Source organism: Rhodopseudomonas pentothenatexigens (assembly GCF_900218015.1).
GTDB classification, from domain to species: Bacteria; Pseudomonadota; Alphaproteobacteria; order Rhizobiales; family Xanthobacteraceae; genus Rhodopseudomonas; species Rhodopseudomonas pentothenatexigens.
In genome coordinates, this window is sequence record NZ_UFQQ01000007.1 from 1 (window position 1) to 19618 (window position 19618).

At 66.9% G+C, this 19618-nt stretch carries 12 protein-coding genes and 1 pseudogene; 7 read left to right on the forward strand and 6 right to left on the reverse strand.

Translation table 11 applies throughout. The features are described 5' to 3' along the window. The 4 genes and pseudogenes from DWA33_RS07570 to DWA33_RS07585 all read left to right on the forward strand — a co-directional run. Window positions 1–100, forward strand: a pseudogene (locus DWA33_RS07570) (IS481 family transposase); the annotation flags it as partial. Between the two features lie 552 nt (window positions 101–652). Further along, a complete protein-coding gene (locus tag DWA33_RS07575) occupies window positions 653–808 on the forward strand; it encodes a DUF3096 domain-containing protein (RefSeq protein WP_013500996.1) in 156 nt (51 codons plus the stop codon). A 91-nt stretch (window positions 809–899) separates the two neighbouring features. Then, the gene (gene ppdK, locus DWA33_RS07580) at window positions 900–3914 is read left to right on the forward strand and encodes a pyruvate, phosphate dikinase (protein WP_167443148.1); all 3015 of its coding nucleotides are present in this window, start codon (window positions 900–902) and stop codon (window positions 3912–3914) included. A 322-nt stretch (window positions 3915–4236) separates the two neighbouring features. Continuing rightward, window positions 4237–5673 carry a cell wall hydrolase gene (locus DWA33_RS07585; protein ID WP_114357497.1) on the forward strand — a complete coding sequence of 479 codons (1437 nt, stop codon included), beginning with the start codon at window positions 4237–4239 and terminating at the stop codon, window positions 5671–5673. A gap of 187 nt (window positions 5674–5860) precedes the next feature. Here DWA33_RS07585 and nadC read toward each other — a convergent pair whose 3' ends face one another. The 3 genes from nadC to nadA all read right to left on the reverse strand — a co-directional run bounded on the left by nadC (window position 5861) and on the right by nadA (window position 9573). Next, complete coding sequence (gene nadC, locus DWA33_RS07590; protein WP_114357498.1) at window positions 5861–6736, reverse strand: carboxylating nicotinate-nucleotide diphosphorylase; 876 nt, start codon at window positions 6734–6736, stop codon at window positions 5861–5863. Between the two features lie 14 nt (window positions 6737–6750). Continuing rightward, window positions 6751–8367 (reverse strand): L-aspartate oxidase, encoded by a 1617-nt coding sequence (locus tag DWA33_RS07595; RefSeq protein ID WP_114357499.1) that lies wholly within the window; start codon window positions 8365–8367, stop codon window positions 6751–6753. 93 nt (window positions 8368–8460) lie between these two features. Further along, window positions 8461–9573, reverse strand: a complete 1113-nt coding sequence (nadA, locus tag DWA33_RS07600; protein WP_114357500.1) for a quinolinate synthase NadA — start codon at window positions 9571–9573, stop codon at window positions 8461–8463. A 354-nt stretch (window positions 9574–9927) separates the two neighbouring features. Here nadA and acuI point away from each other — a divergent pair, with 354 nt between their 5' ends. Further along, entirely contained in the window at window positions 9928–10914 is a 987-nt protein-coding gene (acuI, locus tag DWA33_RS07605; RefSeq protein WP_114357501.1) for an acrylyl-CoA reductase (NADPH), read from the forward strand. A 114-nt stretch (window positions 10915–11028) separates the two neighbouring features. Next, a complete protein-coding gene (locus DWA33_RS07610) occupies window positions 11029–11592 on the forward strand; it encodes a hypothetical protein (protein WP_114357502.1) in 564 nt (187 codons plus the stop codon). 25 nt (window positions 11593–11617) lie between these two features. Here DWA33_RS07610 and DWA33_RS07615 read toward each other — a convergent pair whose 3' ends face one another. Next, a complete protein-coding gene (locus DWA33_RS07615; protein WP_114357503.1) occupies window positions 11618–12988 on the reverse strand; it encodes an aminotransferase-like domain-containing protein in 1371 nt (456 codons plus the stop codon). Window positions 12989–13426: 438 nt separating this feature from the next. Here DWA33_RS07615 and DWA33_RS07620 point away from each other — a divergent pair, with 438 nt between their 5' ends. Continuing rightward, window positions 13427–14359, forward strand: a complete 933-nt coding sequence (locus DWA33_RS07620; RefSeq protein ID WP_208639115.1) for a DMT family transporter — start codon at window positions 13427–13429, stop codon at window positions 14357–14359. A 143-nt stretch (window positions 14360–14502) separates the two neighbouring features. On the opposite strand, the gene DWA33_RS07625 is transcribed toward DWA33_RS07620, so the two are convergent. Together DWA33_RS07625 and DWA33_RS07630 are read right to left on the reverse strand one after the other, a co-directional pair. After that, the gene (locus DWA33_RS07625) at window positions 14503–16467 is read right to left on the reverse strand and encodes a TonB-dependent receptor (RefSeq protein WP_244601224.1); all 1965 of its coding nucleotides are present in this window, start codon (window positions 16465–16467) and stop codon (window positions 14503–14505) included. Window positions 16468–16929: 462 nt separating this feature from the next. Continuing rightward, window positions 16930–19599, reverse strand: a complete 2670-nt coding sequence (locus DWA33_RS07630; RefSeq protein WP_114357506.1) for a DUF2339 domain-containing protein — start codon at window positions 19597–19599, stop codon at window positions 16930–16932. Window positions 19600–19618 lie beyond the last annotated feature (19 nt).

Below are 19618 nucleotides of genomic sequence, written 5' to 3' on the forward strand. Positions count from 1 at the left end.
TCGATACAATTGGCACCGGCCCCACGGCGGCATAAAGTCACAAATACCCATCAGCCGCCTCGGCCTGTCCGAGGACAACCTGTTGAGGCTCCACAGCTAGCTGCACAAAACGTCGCGGCGGGGAAAGCCGCGGACGACGGCACGCCAACCGCGCCGCAGCGGAACTCTAAAGCATTTCCGGGGCTGATAGAATCACAAGCGCAGCTCCCGATGCGCGCGTCGCGGCATTTTCCTCCGCAAACCGGCTTTTCTCGCAGCCCGAACAGGCTGGGGCAGACGGTTCGGGGACCAATGTGGCTGAGCAGGCGGCAGACGGAGAAGAGCCCCGCCCGGCGGGGGACGGGACGGGGCTCTCCGATCCGGTCGCGTCGGTAGCGCCCGGACCCACGTTCAAGCGACTTCGACGTCCACTCGAACGATCACGATCGGCGGCGGAATTGGCGAGGCGCTGCGCCGCACGTTCTGTGAAGGCAATGCCGCGGCGTCGGCGATGTTCCGTGCAAGGATGTCGCAGCGATCCGGATTTTTGCGCACAGGGAACCCCGGCGCGGGCCGCGGCGTCATCAGCCGCCGGTATCGCTACCCGCCCGTGTCGGTTACCAATCCTCATGCGATTCGATGTCGATCGCTTCCCCTCCGGAGACCGTCTGCCATGACAATCACCACTGCCCACATTCCCGCCATCGTTGCGCTGATCGCCGGTATCCTGATTCTGGTGATGCCGCGGCTCTTGAACTTCATCGTCGCGATCTACCTGATCTGCGTCGGACTGATCGGCCTCGGTGCGCTGCGTTTCCTGCATCTTTAGTCGTCTCGGGTTCCGCCGCCTTGCTTGCGACCGCCAAAACGTGGTCTAAAGCGCCCGTTTTCTGTTCCTCTTTCGCGGACCGTTGAGAGCCATGGCCAAAGCCGCTTCGAAGAAGAAGACCGCCCTGAAATCCAAGTCTGCCAAGACTGAGCGTGGAAAGGGCGCTGCCGCGTCGAGCGCACGCAAGGCAGTGGCGAAGAGCCCGCCGAAGCCGGCCAAGAAGGCAGTTAGCAAGCCGGCCGCCAAGTCCGCTGCAAAGCCTGCCGCGAAGTCCAAAGCCGTGACCAAGACGGTGAACAAGGCTGCGGCCAAGCCCGTCACCAAGGCGGCAGCGAAGCCAGCGACCAAGCCGGCCGCGAAGGCGGTGGCCAAGGCCGCTGCCAAGCCCGCCAAGAGGCCCGCCGCCAAGGCGGTCGCCGCGCCGAAGGCCGGCAAGTGGGTCTACACCTTCGGTGACGGCAAGGCCGAAGGCCGTGCCAACATGCGCGATCTGCTCGGCGGCAAGGGCGCCAACCTCGCCGAGATGGCCAATCTCGGCCTGCCGGTGCCGCCCGGCTTCACGATTCCGACCTCGGTCTGCACCTACTTCTATGCCAACGGCAAAACCTATCCGAAGGAGCTGCAGGCGCAGGTCGAGCGCGCGCTCGAACACGTCGGCAAGCTGACCGGCAAGAAGTTCGGCGACCCGAAGAATCCGCTGTTGGTGTCGGTGCGCTCCGGCGCCCGCGCCTCGATGCCGGGCATGATGGACACCGTGCTCAACCTCGGTCTCAACGACGAGACCGTCGAGGCGCTGGCCGAGAAGTCCGGCGACCGCCGCTTCGCCTATGACAGCTATCGCCGCTTCATCACGATGTATTCCGATGTGGTGCTCGGCTTCGAACACCACCACTTCGAGGAAATCCTCGACGCCTACAAGGATGCCAAGGGCTTCACGCTCGATACCGATCTCGACGCCGACGACTGGGTCGACCTGGTCGGCCAGTACAAGGACGCGGTGGCGCGCGAGACCGGCGAGGACTTCCCGCAAGACCCGCACGCCCAGCTCTGGGGTGCGATCGGCGCGGTGTTCTCGTCGTGGATGAACGCCCGCGCGATGACCTATCGCCGTCTGCACGACATTCCGGAATCCTGGGGCACCGCCGTCAACGTCCAGGCGATGGTGTTCGGCAACATGGGTGAGACCTCGGCGACCGGCGTCGCCTTCACCCGCAATCCGTCGACCGGCGAAAGCCGGCTGTACGGCGAATTCCTGATCAATGCCCAGGGCGAGGACGTCGTCGCCGGCATCCGCACTCCGCAGGACATCACCGAATACGCCCGCATCGAATCCGGCTCCGACAAGCCATCGATGGAAATGGCGATGCCGGACGCCTTCAAGGAGCTGACGCGGATCTACACCCTGCTGGAAAAGCACTACCGCGACATGCAGGACATGGAGTTCACGATCGAGCAGGGCAAGCTGTGGATGCTGCAGACCCGCGGCGGCAAGCGCACCGCCAAGGCGGCGCTGCGGATCGCGGTCGAGCTCGCCAACGAAGGCCTGATCAATCGCCAGGACGCGGTGACCCGGATCGAGCCGGGCTCGCTGGATCAGCTGCTGCATCCGACCATCGACCCGAACGCCAAGCGCGACGTCATTGCCACCGGCCTGCCGGCTTCGCCGGGCGCCGCCTCCGGCGAAATCGTGTTCTCGTCGGACGAGGCCGCCAAGCTGCACGCCGACGGCCGCAAGGTGATCCTGGTCCGGATCGAGACCAGCCCGGAAGACATCCACGGCATGCACGCTTCGGAAGGCATCCTCACCACCCGCGGCGGCATGACCTCGCACGCCGCGGTGGTGGCGCGCGGCATGGGCAAGCCCTGCGTTTCCGGCTGCGGCGCGATCCGCGTCGATTACGGCCGCGGCACCATGATGATCGGTTCGCGCACCTTCAAGGCCGGCGACATCATCACCATCGACGGCGGCACCGGCCAGGTGCTGGCCGGCAAGATGCCGATGATCGAGCCGGAACTGTCGGGCGACTTCAACACGCTGATGGGCTGGGCCGACGAGGTGCGCAAGCTCAAGGTCCGGGTCAACGCCGACACCCCGGTCGACGCCCGCACCGCGATCAAGTTCGGCGCCGAAGGCATCGGCCTGTGCCGCACCGAGCACATGTTCTTCGAGGACACCCGCATCCGCACGGTGCGCGAGATGATTTTGGCCGAGGACGAGCAGTCGCGCCGCGCCGCACTCGCCAAGCTGCTGCCGATGCAGCGCGCCGACTTCGTCGAGCTGTTCGAGATCATGAAGGGCCTGCCGGTGACGGTGCGCCTGCTCGATCCGCCGCTGCACGAGTTCCTGCCGCACAGCCAGGCCGAGATCGAGGAAGTGGCGCGGGCGATGAACGCCGATCCGCGCCGGCTCGCCGACCGCGCCCGCGAACTGGCCGAGTTCAATCCGATGCTCGGCTTCCGTGGCTGCCGGCTGGCGATCGCCTATCCGGAGATCGCCGAGATGCAGGCCCGCGCCATCTTCGAGGCGGCGGTCGAGGCCGAGAAGCGCACCGGTGAGCAGGTCGGTCTCGAAGTGATGGTGCCGCTGATCGCGACCCGCGCCGAATTCGACCTCGTCAAGGCGCGGATCGACGCCACCGCGCAGGCGGTGAACCGCGAGACCGGCAGCGATCTGAAGTATCAGGTCGGCACCATGATCGAACTGCCGCGCGCCTGCCTGATGGCCGGCGACGTCGCCGAGAGCGCCGAGTTCTTCTCGTTCGGCACCAACGATCTGACCCAGACGACATTCGGCATCAGCCGCGACGACGCCGCCAGCTTCCTCGGCACCTATATCGAGAAGGGCATCTTCACGGTCGATCCGTTCGTCTCGGTCGATCGCGACGGCGTCGGCGAATTGGTCAAGATCGGCGTCGATCGCGGCCGCAAGACCCGACCGAACCTGAAGGTCGGAATCTGCGGCGAACACGGCGGCGATCCGGCGTCGGTGGCGTTCTGCCACGAGGTCGGTCTCAACTACGTGTCGTGCTCGCCGTACCGCGTGCCGATCGCGCGGCTCGCCGCCGCGCAGGCCGCACTCGGCAAGGCGATCGCCAGCCAGGCGTAAGCCGCACTGCTCAAATCGGTCGAACTTCGAATGGCCGGGCATCGTCCCGGCCATTGGTATTTAGGGCTGCTCCCGATCCGTTCCCGGTTCCACGCGCAACGTGTCGTTAACGACGTTTCCCAACGCAATCTTTACCACCGCCGTGAAGCCGCGATTCACCATGCTGTCGCGTAGTTCCGCGAACTAACAGCTTGGCATTGCGTGTTGCGCGCGTGCATCGGCCATTAACGCACGGGCAACTTTAATCGGATAACAACGGAAACGATCAACTTGTCCGAAGCCCTCGGACTTGATCGCGAGTAAGCGTTGCGTGAGCGTATCGATGTCAGTCATGCGTAACCGGTCGAAGGGCGCGCGGATTGCGTCCTTCGGCCTCGGGGTCTGTGTCTTCGCGACGCTGCCCAACGAAATCGGACACCAGGATATCGCGTCGCTGCTGGTTCGGCAGACCGGCGTCACCGAGCGCTGGCAGAAGCGGATGTTCGCGTCCTCGCTCGGCTCGGTGCAGGTCGCGACATTCTCGTTCGGCCGGCCGATCGGAACCTGGATGCCGCAGCTCGGCGCCGCGCGCCTCGTCAGTATCGAGGGCCGCAGCGGCGGTCTCGGAGCCACCGGCAATCCGCTGCTACGGGCGCCGTCGCGCTACCAGGCGTCGGACTATCCCAAGGTCGACCGCACCCTGAAGGGCGACCGGCTCGCGCTCGCCAGGCCCGACCAGGCGCCACATCTCGAAGTCGCTCCCGCGTCCGACGAGACGGTGCCAACTCCTTCGAGTGTCGCCGGCGCCAAGACCGCCGAACAGGTCTCGGATGTCGATGTCCATGGCGCGGCAGCCTCGCCTGATGCTTCGCCGGCGCTCGATCCCGAGCTCGCCGAGGCGCTGCAGTCGGAGCCGCTGCCACAGTACGACGGCTCGCTGCCGCCGGATGCGCCGCACCAAGCAGCCACACCCACCACCGCTGCGCAGCCGCGCGATCCGTTTTCGTTCAAGACCGCCAGCCTGTTCTTCGGCACCGGGTCGCTCGGCGGCGCCGAGGAATCGCTGGAACAGTGGCAGCCCGGCGAAGAGCCGATCATCGTGTCGCCGAACGCCGCCGACCCGGACCTGAAATCGCCGGTGTCGCGATCGGCGTCGCTCGATCCATCGGCGCCGGGAGAGACGGTGGCGGGTAAGGGCCAGGTCAACACCGATCACCACGTCAAGACGCCGGCCGAACGGCTAGGCCTGGCCGCGGATGCCAAGCTGCGCGCCAAGCACGAGAAGTGCCTCGCCGAGGCGGTGTATTTCGAATCCCGCGGCGAGAAGGTGCGCGGCCAGATCGCGGTGGCGCAGGTGGTGCTCAACCGCGCGTTCTCCGGCTTCTATCCGACCAACGTCTGCGGCGTGGTTTATCAGAACAAGCACCGCCGCTACGCCTGCCAGTTCACCTTCGCCTGCGACAACGTCGCCGACGTGGTCCGCGAGCCGGAGATGTGGGACCGCGCCCGCAAGATCGCCCGTGCCATGCTCGACGGCAAGCTGTGGCTGCCCGAGGTCGGCAAGTCGACGCACTACCACGCCTATTGGGTGCGGCCGTCCTGGGTCCATGAGATGAAGAAGATGTACAAGACCGGCGTGCACACCTTCTATCGCCCGCGCGCCTGGGGCGACGGCAGCGACGCCCCGAGCTGGGGCACCGCCGCCGAAACCGCCTCGATCACCGCCCAACTCGCCGAAGCCGCCAGGAGCTCCGCGGAGATTCAGGCGAAGGGCAACTAACAGGACAATGGCGCGTGGGCATCGACCCCGCGGTCGGTGGTATCTTCCACATGTCCCAAGCAGTCATTCCGGGGCGCGCGTAGCGCGAACCCGGAATCTCGCGGTTTTGAAGGCGGCGCTTTGGGCGCAGCGCCTTCAGATAGTCGCTGTCTGGCTTTTGCCAAAAGCGTCTCGGCTAACCGTCTGCCTAAGCGTCGATGTCCAGCGCGACGTCGAAGTTGGGCGCCGAGTGCGTCAGCGCGCCGGAGGAGGCGTAGTCGACGCCGGTGGCGGCGATGCTGCTGATCGACTCGCGGGTGACGCCGCCGGAGGCTTCGAGCACGACGCGGCCGGCGCTGATCGCTACCGCCTGCTTCAGCGTGTCGAGATCCATGTTGTCGAGCAGCACGACGTCGGTGAGGCCGGTATCCAGCACCTCGCGGAGCTGATCGAGGGTGTCGACCTCGATCTCGATTTTGACCAGATGGCCGATCTTGGCCCGCGCGGCTTCCAGCACCGGCCGGATGCCGCCGGCGACCGCGATGTGGTTGTCCTTGATCAGGATGGCGTCGTCGAGACCGAAGCGGTGGTTGAAGCCGCCGCCGCAGCGCACGGCGTATTTCTCCAGCGCGCGCAGGCCGGGCGTGGTCTTGCGGGTGCAGCAGATCCGCATCTTGCTGCCGGCGGTGTGGCGGACGTAGTCCGCGGTCAGCGTCGCGATGCCCGACAGCCGGCCGACGAAATTCAGCGCGGTGCGTTCGCCGGTCAGCACGGCGCGGGCCGGGCCGGAGATCGTCAGCACCTGAATCCCCGCCGCGACCGTGTCGCCGTCGCGGGCATGCGCCGCAATGGTGATGTCCGGCGAGAGCTGGCGAAACGTCTCGACCGCCAGCGGCAGCCCGGCGATCACGCCGGCCTGACGCGCGACCAGAGTGGCGTGGGCCTGGGTTGCTTCCGGAATCGTCGCGATCGAGGTGACGTCGCCGGCGCGGCCGAGATCCTCGTCGAGCGCGCGGCGCACCGCGTCGGTGATCGCCAATGGCGACAGGAATGCATCGGGATGCAGCAAGGCAGACGGCAACATAAAGGTGGTCCTGATCAGGCGAGGGCGGATTGCGCAGAGGAGCGGGGCGCACGCGCGGCACCGCCGCCGAGCGCAGCGGCGCGCTCGTGGGCCTCGGCCAGCGAGGTGGTGGTGCGTTTCGCCAGCGCCGGGTTCTCGGCCGGGAAGTCGGCGCGGTAGTGCGCGCCGCGGCTTTCGCTGCGCGCCAGCGCCGCGGTGGCGACCAATAGCGCGCTGGTCGCCATGTTGGCGAGGGTGGTCGAGGAGGTCTCGGCTTCGAGCGCCGCGAACGTCCGCACCGCCTCGGTGAGCCCTTCACGATCCCGGATCACGCCGACCTTGCCGGCCATGGTCTGGCGCAACAGCTGCTCCTGCGCCGGATCGATCGGCGTGCTTGGCGTCTCGTGCACGTCGAGCCGCGACTTTGTGGTGACGAATTCGGTGTTGGCGATGTCCTCGGCAATCCGCGCCGCGTACACCACCGCTTCCAGCAGCGAGTTGGAAGCAAGCCGGTTGGCGCCGTGCGCGCCGGTGCAGGACACTTCGCCTGCCGCCCATAGCCCGCGCAGCGAGCTCCGGCCGTGCATGTCCACCGCGATGCCGCCCATATGGTAGTGCGCCGCCGGCGCGATCGGGATCGGCTGGGTCACCGGATCGATCCCGGCGGAGATGCAGCTCTCGTATACGGTCGGGAAATGCTCGGCGAAATGCGCGCCGAGCGCCTTGGTGGCGTCGAGATAGGCGCCGCGGCCGGAGGCGACTTCGGCGAATACGCCGCGGGCGACGATATCGCGCGGCGCCAGTTCGGCGAGTGGGTGCGCGGCGAGCATGAAGCGCTTGCCCTGGCGGTTGATCAAGATCGCGCCTTCGCCGCGCAGCGCCTCGGTGGCGAGCGGCGCCGGATCGCGGCCGACCATGATGGCCGTCGGATGAAACTGAACGAATTCCGGGTCGGCAATTCGCGCGCCGGCGCGGGCCGCGATCGCCAGCCCGACGCCGCGCGCTTCGATCGGATTGGTGGTGACGGCATAGAGATGGCCGATGCCGCCGGTGGCGAGCACCACGGCGCGCGCCGCGATGTGCATCGGCGCGCCGGCGGCGTTGCCGACCTTGCGCAGCCGCAGTCCGGCGACCGCATCGTCGTGCATCAGCAGCCCGTCGGCGAACCAGCCTTCGATCACCTTGATCGACGGTGTGGCGCGCACCGCTTCGGTCAGCGCGCTGATGATCGCCTGGCCCGCCATGTCGCCGCGGACGTGAACGATGCGCCGCGCCGAATGCGCCGCCTCGCGGGCGACCGCCAGCCGGCCTTCGAGGTCGCGGTCGAACGGTACGCCGTAGCTGAGCAGATCGTGGATGCGCGCGGCCGCTTCGCCGGCGAGGCGGTGCGCCACCGCCTCGTCGACCAGGCCGGCGCCGACCGCGATGGTGTCGGCCGCGTGCGATTCGGCGCTGTCGCCTTCGCCGACCGCGGCGGCGATGCCGCCCTGCGCCCAAGCGCTGGAGGCGCCTTCGCCGAGCGGCGCGGCGCTGATCACGGTCACCGGACGTGGTGCCAGTTTCAATGCACAGAACAGGCCGGCGAGACCGCCGCCGACGATGACGACGTCACCATGGACGCCAAGATGTGCGAACTCGGGCGTGGTGCTCATGCGGCGATCCAACTCTCACGCGATGTCCGCGAACGCCTTCGATGCACAGCGATGGCGGCACGGACGCCGTCATCGGTCACGAGCCGCGAGGGCTCAGTTGTTCAGGTTGATCATCCGTTCCACCGAGCGCCGGGCCGGCGCGACGATGGCGGGATCGACCGTGACCTCCTCGCGCAGATACACCAGGCTGTCGAGGATCTTCGCCAGCGTGATCCGCTTCATGTGCGGGCACAGATTGCACGGCCGCACCATCTCGACGTCGCGCAGCTCGGCCTGGACGTTGTCGGCCATCGAGCACTCGGTGATCATCACCACCCGCTTCGGGTGCTTGGTCTTCACCCAGTTGATCATGTGCGCGGTCGAACCGGTGAAGTCGGCTTCGGCCAGCACGTCCGGCGGGCATTCCGGATGCGCGATGATCTTCACGCTCGGATCGGCCTCGCGATAGAGGCGCAGCTCGTCGCCGGTGAAGCGCTCGTGCACTTCGCAGGCGCCCTTCCAGGCGATGATCTTCACCTTGGTCTGCGACGCGACGTACTTCGCCAGATACTGATCCGGCACCATGATCACGCGGTCGACGCCGAGGCTTTCGACCACCTGCACCGCGTTGGACGAGGTGCAGCAGATGTCGACCTCGGCCTTCACGTCGGCCGACGTGTTGACGTAGGCGACCACCGGCACGCCGGGGAACTTTTCGCGCAGCAGGCGGACGTCGGCACCGGTGATGCTGGAGGCGAGCGAGCAGCCGGCGCGGGAATCCGGGATCAGCACGCGCTTCTCCGGGTTGAGGATCTTCGAGGTCTCCGCCATGAAGTGCACGCCGCACTGCACGATGGTCGACGCCTTCACCTTGGTGGCTTCGATCGCGAGCTGCAGCGAATCGCCGACGATGTCGGAGACGCAGTGGAAGATTTCCGGCGTCTGATAGTTGTGCGCCAGGATCACGGCATCGCGCTCGCGCTTCAGCTCGTTGATCGCCTTGACGTAGGGCGCCATGAACGGCCACTCGACGGGCGGAATGACGTTCTGCACCTTGGCATAAAGATGCGCGGTCGCCGCCTCGACCTCCGGGGTCCAGTCGAGCGACGGCATCGGCAGTGCGCGCGCCTTCTCCGCAACGCTCAGCGGGGCGCGGGCCAGCGCACCCTGGCGTGCGTGCGGCGGCAGGCCGAAATTCTCCGGGCCATAGAGTTCAGCAAGCGGCATCGACGCCTCCCCTGGTACGCGATCCGAAATATACTCAATTTGAGCATATGTCGGATTTGAGAAATCCGGCCAGAACGGCCGGCACCTTTCAATGTGCTGCGTTGAACCGCTTCCCTGAGCCGTCTGCGTCGATCGCTTCCGCTGTCAGGAACTCAAGAGGACACGACTTATCCTCATTAAGAGCAAATCTAATATAACACGCGGCTCTTTGTTCCGCCAGAGGTCGAAAGGGCTAAATCGTCACAGCAGAGTCACGCAATTGCATCGCTGCAGTGCACCGTGACCTTTACAGCCGGCCCTCTGGTTCTCTAACTCAGGTCGGCACCGACAAGCACAATTCAAGGGGGGCGCGACATGGCGACGTTCAAGGCGATCAGGATCGACAAGGCCGAAAAGGGCACCGTTGCGGCGCTGACGCAATTCGACGACGCCGAGCTGATGGACGGCGACGTCACCGTCGCGGTGGAATGGTCGACCCTCAACTACAAAGATGGCCTCGCTCTCACCGGCAAGGCGCCGGTGGTGCGCCGCTTTCCGATGATCGCCGGGATCGATTTCGCCGGCACCGTGATCGAGTCCTCGCATCCCGACTGGAAGGCCGGCGACAAGGTGGTGTGCAACGGCTGGGGCATGGGCGAAACCCATCTCGGCGCCTACGCGGAAAAGGCCCGCGTCAAGGGCGACTGGCTGGTACGCCTGCCGGAGTCGCTCAGCGCGCGTGACGCGATGGCGATCGGCACCGCCGGCTACACCGCGATGCTCAGCGTGCTGGCGCTGGAGAAGCACGGCCTGACCCCGAAGGACGGCCCGGTGGTCGTCACAGGCGCGGCCGGCGGCGTAGGCTCGGTCGCGATCGCGCTGCTCTCCAAGCTCGGTTATCAGGTCATCGCCTCGACCGGCCGGGCGTCCGAAGAGGCTTACTTGCGCCAGCTCGGCGCCGCCGAGATCATCGACCGTAACGAGCTGTCCGGTCCAGCCAAGCCGCTGGCGAAGGAACGCTGGGCCGGCGGCATCGACAGCGTCGGCTCGACCACGTTGGCCAATCTGCTGTCGATGACCAAGTACCGCGGCGCGATCGCGGCCTGCGGCCTCGCCGCCGGCATGGATCTGCCCAGCTCGGTCGCCCCGTTCATTTTGCGCGGAGTGTGTCTTTACGGCATCGACTCGGTGATGTGCCCGCTGCCGGAGCGCAAGCGTGCCTGGGAACGGCTCGCAACCGACCTCGATCCGGCAAAACTGGCGGAAATCACGCAGGAAATCAGCCTGGACCAGGTCATCGACGCCGGCGCCAAGGTGCTGGCCGGCCAGGTCCGCGGCCGGATCGTGGTGAAAATTACGTAGGGGATCGGTTAGTTCGTTCAGACTTTACCAACCAAGCTGCGCCATTCTTGCCTCAGTTTGTATGGTAAGGATCGGGTTAAACGAGTTCCACCCGCTCCCAGTAGGAGTACAGGCATGTTTGCGCGCTTCGTATTCGGCGCCTTGGTTTCAGGTGCCGCGGTCCTTCCGGCGATGGCCGGTTCGATGAATGCGGACGAGGCACGCAGATTCGTCGCCAACAAGGTGTTCGCCTTCACCTGCTTCGACGGAACCCGCGGCGCAGGCCGCGTGTTCGACGACGGCGGTGCCGCCGGCCAGGTCCAGTTCTCCGGCTCCGGCCCCAACCGCTTCATGCGTCTGCCGGGCAATACGTTGCAGGTCCGCGGCGAGGCGATCTGCGCGTCGATCAAGGGCATTCCGTTCGAGCCCTGCTTCAATCTCACCAAGACCAGCGAGCGCAGCTTCCGCGGCTCGGTGTCCGGCATGGGCTTCGCGTATTGCGACTTCCGCCATTCCGGCCGGATCCAGCTCGCCCGTGCGATCTCGCATTCGCATTCCCGCCCGCGGTCGTTGCATCCGCCCGGCACCCAGCAGCGCGCCGAAGTCACCGCCAGCGTGCCGGTGCCGCGCGTCGAATCGGCCCGGCTCGATCCGCCCAAGGTCGAGGCCGCGCCCGAGCTGCGCCGCTCCACGGACTAAGTCGGATCGCGTCGCGCCGTCCACGTCAAGTTTCCGAATCCGCCGGCCATGTCACGCCGATGGCTGCGAGTCGCTGTAATGCGCGGCCGAGCTCGGCGCGCGTTTCCGCTGCTGTCAGGCTGATCCGGATCCGGGCAGGCGGCTCGCGGGTCACCGCGAAGGTCGCGGCCGAGACGATATCGACGCCGACTGCTCGGCATGCCGCGATCGGGTCCGCCATCTCCGGCGGCACGGCGAGCCACGCGTGCGGCGACGGCTTGGAAGGCCCCGTCCGAGCATTCGGCAACAGTCGGCAGGCGAGCCGGTGACGAACCGCCACCTCATCGCGCTGCCACTTCGCCCGGCGCGCGGCGGTGCCGTCTTCGATCCAGCGGCAGGCGATCTCCGCCATCAATGGCGCCAAAGGCCAGAGTGTCGTCTGCGGCTCGGCCGCGACGGCGCGTGCGACCGGTCCGGCCCCCGCAACTAATCCGAAGCGCAAGCCCGCGGCGACCGACTTCGAGAAACTCGTCACCAGCGTGCAGCGGTTCGGAATCAGCGCCGCGAGGGGCGGCGTCGCCGCCAGGGCGCCGTAGACGTCGTCCTCGATGATCTGCAGATCGCGCCGCTCGGCGACCGCGGCCACGGCGGCGCGCCGTGCTTCGCTCATCGTCGCGCCGGTCGGGTTCTGCAGCGCAGGAACCAGCACCACGACCCGCGCCGACGTCGCCCGCGCCGCACGGTCGAGCGCCTCTGGGACGATTCCCTGCGCGTCGATCGCGACGCCGTGTAGCGGCAGGCCGAGCTGGCGAGCCAACGCCTTGATACCCGGAAAGGTCAGCTCTTCGACCAGCACCGGCTCGCCGGTCGTACGGATCGCGAGCAGCACCGCCAGCAGCGCCTGCTGCGCGCCTGCCGTCGGTACGATGTCGGCGGGACGCAATGCGAGACCGCGCGCAGCGACCCAGCTCGCTGCGGTCGCGCGGGTGCGGGCAATCAGAGCCGGTGTCGGATGGTCGAGTGCGGCGGCGAGTCCTCCATCGCGCGCGATGTCCGCGAGGGCCAGATCCAGATCGGCACTCGACGGATCGATTGCCGGAACGTTGGTGGAGAGGTCGATGAAGCGGAGAGCGGAGTTATCGATCGGCTCCTTCAGCACGAACAGGACCGCTTCGCGGCTCTCGGACAACACATAGGTCCCGCGGCCGACCTCGCCGGAAACCAGATGTCTCCGGCTTGCCTCGGCATAAGCCCGGGACACGGTGCTGACGTTGACCTTGAGGCGCCAAGCCAGCTCACGATGGGTGGGGAGCTGGTCTCCCGGCCGCAACACGCCGGTCGCGATCGCCTCGGCCAAGGCTTCGACGATGGCGACGTAGCGAACGGGATTTCTGCCGGTAAGGTCGGGCGTCCACATTGTTTGCCAGACAATGTTTCGATTGACCCAAACAATGCGCCTGCAGATGATGCAAATCAACCTCTGGCCGCATTGTTAGTTCGGCCGAGAGGGATGCGTGGTGACGAGACCGATGAGCAGGAGGTCGCATGGCAACATCCTGGCCGTCTTCTGACGAGAAGACACTTACCACGCTCGAGCGGCGTTCGCGGGTAGTCCCGGTCTGACCCGCCACTGACACCAACGATCTGAGCACAACGAGATCCGGAGCAGGATTGCATCTCCGGCGGTGACCGCACTCTGCGCGATATCGCCAGAGCACGGCTGTCGCTTGCCTGGCGACCACGGCGCGGGTCGGTGAGCTGATCCTGTTGTCTCCGGCGGTAAGACCCGACTGCAACGAACCCGATGGTCCGCAACGCGGACGGTCCGACCTCAACCCACTTCGACGGTTCACCAATGACTCTGTTCGAGATCGCTTCTGCGACCATCACCAGTATTCGAATCGAGGCGACAAGATCCAGCGTCGCGCTCGCGTTCATCGGCATCATCGTGGCGGTCTGCTGTCTGGCGACCGGCGGAATATTCGTCAAGCTCAGCGCTCTTGATCCGATCGCGACCGGCGCCTGGCGCATCGGTCTCGCCTTGCCGATCGCCTATGCATGGCAGGCACTGGAACGGCGACGTGACCACGCTCCCGAGCACGCACGCGACGCCAGGCAGATCCTGCTGCTGTGGCTGGCGGGTGCCTGCCTCGGTCTCGATCTGGCGCTCTGGAATGTCTCTTTCCACTACACGACCGTGGCGAATGCCAATCTGCTTGCCAATCTGGTTCCGTTCGTCGTCGTGCCCGTGGCGTGGCTGGTCTATCGCGAGACCATCAGTCGGCTGTTCGTCGCCGGGTTCGCGATCGCTCTTTGCGGCGTCACCATCCTGCTGTCTCCCAAGTTAGGCGCCAGCAGCGGCGCGTTGTTCGGCGACGCGCTGGCTCTGATGACGGCGCTGTTCTACGGCTCCTATCTGCTGTTGGTGAGCGGCTTACGACGCACGATCTCGTCCGGCCGGATCATGTACCTGACGAGCTTCGGCAGCCTGTCGATCCTGGTGCCGCTGGCGCTGCTGTTCGAGCATCGCCTGTTTCCTGTCCGCCTCTCCGACCTCTGGCCTCTGATCGGGCTCGCACTACTGGCGCATCTCGGCGGGCAGGGACTGCTTGCAGCGTGCCTGCGCTACATTCCGGCCGGCCTGTCTTCGGTGCTGGTGTTGATGCAGCCGGTCGTCGCGGCGCTCTACGCCTGGATGCTGTTCGGCGAGTCCCTGGGACCTGTCGAGCTTCTGGGCGTCGCGGTCTGCCTGACCGGGATCTATGTGGCGAAGCTCGGCCAGCGATGACGTCGATCATGCGCCGGTCGCACGGGCCGCGTGCTCGTCCGCAGCCGAGGCGACACGACAGTCGTAGCTTCGGCCCCCTGGCGCGTCGACCGGATGTTGCCGCCCCGCGTGTCGGGGGGCGGTCACCCGTTGCGGGGCCCGATTCAGAAATCGGTCGTCATCGAGAATCGGAACGTCAGCGGTCTGCCCTGGGCGATGGTGCCGTAGCTCGCGACGCCGGACCAGTAGTCCTCGTTGAACACGTTCTGCACGGCTGCCCGGAAGGTGACCGGCCGTGCGTTGATCGTGGTGCGGTAGCGCGCGCCGAGATCGAGCCGTGTCCATGCCGGGATCATCTGCGTGTTCGCCGCATTGACGTATTGCTGGCCGGTATGGATGGCGGTGGCGGAGAGCGTGAGGCCCGTCGCGAACGGCGTATCCCATTCCGCACCGAGATTGGTCTGCACCGTCGGAACGCCGACCGGTCTGTTGCCCAGCGTCGCCGCGCTGTTGGTCTTGGTCAGTTCGCCGTCGATCAACGTCACGCCGCCGAGCACGCGAACGGTCTGGGTGACTTCCCCGAACACGCCCAGTTCCAGGCCGCGATTGCGCTGCTCGCCGCCTCTCGCGAACACCAGGTTGGTGCCGTTGCTTTCGAGTTGGCCGAACGGCCTTTCGATCTGGAAGGCGCTGAGCGTCAGGCCGATGCGGCCGAGATCGAACTTGGTGCCGACCTCATATTGCTTGGTCTTGTAGGGAGCCAGCGTCTCGCCGGCGTTGACGGCGTTCGCCGGAGCGGTCTCGCCGATGCTCAATCCTTCCGCGTAGTTGGCGTAGATCGACATCATGCTCCACGGCCGGATCACCAGGCCGACCAGCGGCGTGACTGCGGATTCGTCGGACGACGAGGTGCGGGCGCCGGTCGTGAAGTTGTAGTTCTTGGAATCGATCTGCTGGAACCGGCCGCCGACGGTGAGCTGCACGCGCTCGTTCAGCATCGACAACGTGTCGGACAGCGCGACGCCCGACAGGGTGTTTTCCGAGGCCCTGCCGATCAGCGTCGGGTCGGCGACCGACAGCTCGGGGCGATACGCCGGGTTGTAGATGTTGCTGAGCTGGGTCGTGCCCGCCACCGAGCCGCGATCCAGCGTCTGGTTCAGATAGCTCGATTGCAAGGTCATCGTGTGCGAGATCGCGCCGGTCTCGAACCGGGAGCGGACGCCGGTCTCGGCGGTCATGCGCCCGACGTCGAACAGCGCGTTCTCGGTGCGGATGCTGACGTCGCCGGACGAGTTGAGCAGAGTCGGCAGGCCGAACAGCCGATGCACGCGCGAATTGCCGCCGCCGACCGCGCCGAACCAGGTGACGTTGTCGGTCAGATCGTACTCGACCTTGCCGAGAACCGATTTGTCCTCGCTCTTCGACCACTCCCACGGAGCTTGCACGTTGCGCGCGCCGTTCGGTGCGGCGGGAACCGCGAAATTGCCCGACGACGGATAGAACGGCCGCTGCGGCGCGTCGAGGTTCTCCCGCTGACCGATGAAGTCGAGCGTGGCGCGCAGACGTTCGCCGCGATAGTCGAGCGCGAGCGAGCCGACGAAATTGCTCTGTTGCAGATTGTCGACTGGCGGTTGTCCGCCGTGAGCGCTGCCGTTGAAGCGGATGCCGAATTCCTTGTGGTCGCCGAAGCGGCGGGAAATATCCACGCTGGCTCCGCCCTGGGCCTTGGTGGCGAAGTCGGTGGTGAGACGTGTCAGATCGGTGTCCCCGGCCCGCTTCGGCACGATGTTGATGGTGCCGCCGACGCCGCTGTTGGGCGACAGCCCATAGAGAAACGCCGTTGGTCCCTTCAGCACTTCGATGCGTTCGGCGTAGTCGGTGAACACCTGATAGGTCGGGGCGATGCCGAAGATGCCGTCGAACGCGATCTCGCCGAAATTGCCTTCGCCGATCGGAAAGCCGCGGATGTAGAACGAATCCAGCAGTCCGCCTGACGAATGCGTACTACGCACCGATGGATCCGCATCGAGCACGTCGGCGACGGTCTGGGCGCCGCGATCACGGATCATCTGGGACGTATAGGCGGTCGCCGCGAACGGCGTGTCCATGAAGTTGCGATTTCCCAGCATGCCGATGCGCGCGCCCTGCGCGACCTGACCGCCCGGAAATGCGGCCGGCAGCGTCCCAATCGTCTGCGTCGCCGAGTTCGGCGCCGCAGTGACGGGTTGGGGCGGTGACGGCGGTTCGGCCGAGCGCCGCCGGACGGTGCGTGTGGATCGCTGCGGCGCGCTTTGCGACCGCGCGGCTTGCGCGGGCTTTGCGCGCTGACGCGGCTGATCGACCGAGATCGAAGGCAGCTCGTGAGGGTTTGCGTGCTGCGCGCGGCTTTCGGACGCGCCGGTCCCGACAAGAACCGCCGACAGCACGGTTGTGGCGACGCCGGCGAGTAGTCTGGTCCTGTCGGTGTGGTCGATACGCACGTCGTTCCCCCAGTCGTAACATTCGACTTTTGACTAGGGGGCGCCTGACGAGATGACAATCGAAGCGGATTAGAAAGTGTATAGATGCGTGCGCAAACGCGTAGAACCAATCTAACGATTCAAATCGACGGTTGCGTCGCTCGTCCGCGATGCGGGCGGCCGGAACAGAATGCGTTGATACAGCCAGCCGATCGTCACCAGCACGACGCCGAGGCCCATGAACGACAGCGCCCGGTACACGCCGGTCAGCGTCGACATGTCGATCAGGAAGGCCTTGCCGATGGTGAGGCCGATCACCACGGCGGAGGCGAGCCGTGCGCGCTGCGAGTTGAACAGCAGACCTGCGCCGAGCAGCAACACGCCGCAGATCAGCCACGCCACCGAATAGGTGTATTGTTCGGCATCGGTGGTCGGCCCGTACGCCAGGATCGGGCCGTGATACACGCGCTGCACCTGCAGCGTCACGTAGGCCAATCCCATGATCAGCGCCAATGCGGCGAAGCCGTTGCCGTAGGCCGGGCGCCGCATGCCCGCCACCGCGTAGGACAGCAGCAGCGCCAGCACGGCCGGCAGCGCGTAGCCGAGCAGCAGGCTATTGATCACGAGCCCGCCGACATCAGTGGCCCAGAACGTTGGATTCTCCCACAACAGCAGGCCGAACACGCTGCCCAGGCCTCCGAACACCGCCAGCAGGACCGCGGCGACGTTGTGCACCGGGCTGCGGCTGCGCAGCCGCAGCCGTTCGAGGCCGATCGCCATCGCCAGCGTGACGCAGACCTGCAGCGCGACTTCGGTAAGGCCGGCGCTGTCGCGATAGACGTCGCCGGCGTTGACGGCGTGGCGGATCTCCATGAAAGCCAGCAGCACAGTGAACAGGATCGCGGCGGATTCCATCATCCGCAACGGAACGTCGTCGCCGCGCTTGCGCATCCACCAGCTCGCCAGCCAAAACGAGGCCGCCGGCACGCCGTAGCCCCACAGCAGCCAGTTGAACACCGGCGTGGTGCCGACCGCGTCGCCGACGATCCGCGGCTCCCAGCCGATCCGCGCCACCACGATGCCGGCGAGGATCGCGGCGAGCCAGCGCAGGAACGGGATCGGCCGCTGCAGCGAGATCCATGCGGTGGCCGCGGCCATCAGCGCCAGCGCGATGGTGAGCCAGCCCTTCTCCAGCGCAAAGGTCAGCGCCAACGCCAGCGCGCCGAGCGTTCCGGTGGCGAACAGCGCGATCGAAATCTGCAGCCCGGGCCGGTTGTCGCGCTTGCCGAGACGTTCCGTCGCAAGGCCGAACGCAGCGGCCAGCACGACCGCGAGAATCGCGAACGGGATCGAGCGGTCGAGATGCGCGATCCGTGCATACAGCGCAATTAGCAGCGCCAGCGGCGTGAACACGCCGGCCGCCGCCCAGATCACAGGCACCGAGGCGCTGACCGCGCGGCCCTGCATCAGTACGCCACCGCCGGCGAAACCGATCGCGAACACCGCGGCGGCGATCAGATGGGTGGTCACCGGCCCGGCGAGCGGATCGGCGCCGATGCCGGGCAGTGCGCCGCCCGGCAGCACCAACAGGGCGGGATCGCTGCGGAGTACCCACGACAGGAACACCAGCGCGACCAGCACCGCGCCCGCACCGACGGCCGCGGTCGCCGCCGCCGCGCGCCAGGCGATCGCCAGCGTGGCGGCGATCAGCAGCGCGAACGCCGCCATCGCCGCGTCGGCATGCCAGCTTGCGATGACGATCAGCGCGGCGCCGAGCAGATAGGTGGCGAGTGCCGCCGACGACACCGGCTCGATCCGGCCCGGTTCGATCGGCGGCCCGAACAGCAGGCCGCAGACGACCAACAGGGCCGCGAGCACGAAGCCGGCGATGACGTGGAAGGCGTGCGGCGCCACCAGCGTCTGCGGCCCTTCGAGGCCCGGCAGCGTCCACAACAGCGCCAGCACCACCGTCGTCACCGCCAGCCATCGCCACAGCCGGATGCGCGCAAGCCCGAACGAGGCGGCAGTTACCACGGCAAGATAGATGTACAGCGCCCAGTAGTCGGGCTCGCCCGACGACACCAGCACCGGCGTCGCAAAGCCGGCGACGACACCGAGCCCGGCCAGCGCCGGGCCGTGCAGCAGTGCGGCGGCCAGCGTGCCGAGCGCGACCAGGCCGAGCAGAATGAATGCGGTCGCAGGGACGAGAAAATCGTACAGCGCGTAGGCCGCATAGACGGTCGCGAACGCCACCGCGGTGCCGGCCGCGGTAAGGATCGCCGGAATGTTGGCGATCGGCAGCGCGGCGAGCTGCGCGACGCTCTCCTTGCGACGCGTGGCTTCGCCGGCAATCAGCAGCGCCAGCGCGAAAAGCCCGCCGAGCAGCACCCGCACGCCGGGGCCGAGCAGGCCCTGCTCGATCGAATAGCGCACCATGAAGAAGCCGCCGAGCGCCAGCGTCAGGCCGCCGACCCACACCACCCAGCGGGTGCCGATCCGTTCCTCGAAGCCGGGCTTGGCGGCTTCCGGCGCCGCCTCGACGGCGGCGGCGGCGGTCGTTTCGGCGGCTGGTGCTTCGGCCGTAACTGTCGCCGCAATCTCCGGCACTGGCTCGGCCGCAGGAGCCAGCGGAGCTTCTTTGCTCGCGGTGGGCGGAGCCGTGGCGGCTTCGGGCGATGCGGGGAGGGGGGGGCCTACAGCCAGGGCGTCGAGCCGGGCCCGGAGCTCGGCGATCTGGGTCTGCCCCTTGCGCGCGATGATCAAGGCGACAACGGCGAGTGCGAAAGCGAGTAGCTCGAACATCCAACCTCCAGGCGAGCGG

Excerpts from the sequence above, each read along its gene's own strand:
- DWA33_RS07620 (WP_208639115.1), top strand. The coding sequence starts at position 13,427 with ATGACTCTGTTCGAGATCGCTTCTGCGACCATCACCAGTATTCGAATC.
- nadC (WP_114357498.1), bottom strand. The coding sequence starts at position 6,736 with ATGTTGCCGTCTGCCTTGCTGCATCCCGATGCATTCCTGTCGCCATTG.
- DWA33_RS07615 (WP_114357503.1), bottom strand. The coding sequence starts at position 12,988 with ATGTGGACGCCCGACCTTACCGGCAGAAATCCCGTTCGCTACGTCGCC.
- acuI (WP_114357501.1), top strand. The coding sequence starts at position 9,928 with ATGGCGACGTTCAAGGCGATCAGGATCGACAAGGCCGAAAAGGGCACC.
- DWA33_RS07610 (WP_114357502.1), top strand. The coding sequence starts at position 11,029 with ATGTTTGCGCGCTTCGTATTCGGCGCCTTGGTTTCAGGTGCCGCGGTC.
- DWA33_RS07630 (WP_114357506.1), bottom strand. The coding sequence starts at position 19,599 with ATGTTCGAGCTACTCGCTTTCGCACTCGCCGTTGTCGCCTTGATCATC.
- DWA33_RS07575 (WP_013500996.1), top strand. The coding sequence starts at position 653 with ATGACAATCACCACTGCCCACATTCCCGCCATCGTTGCGCTGATCGCC.
- DWA33_RS07595 (WP_114357499.1), bottom strand. The coding sequence starts at position 8,367 with ATGAGCACCACGCCCGAGTTCGCACATCTTGGCGTCCATGGTGACGTC.
- DWA33_RS07585 (WP_114357497.1), top strand. The coding sequence starts at position 4,237 with ATGTCAGTCATGCGTAACCGGTCGAAGGGCGCGCGGATTGCGTCCTTC.
- ppdK (WP_167443148.1), top strand. The coding sequence starts at position 900 with ATGGCCAAAGCCGCTTCGAAGAAGAAGACCGCCCTGAAATCCAAGTCT.
- DWA33_RS07625 (WP_244601224.1), bottom strand. The coding sequence starts at position 16,467 with ATGCTGGGAAATCGCAACTTCATGGACACGCCGTTCGCGGCGACCGCC.
- nadA (WP_114357500.1), bottom strand. The coding sequence starts at position 9,573 with ATGCCGCTTGCTGAACTCTATGGCCCGGAGAATTTCGGCCTGCCGCCG.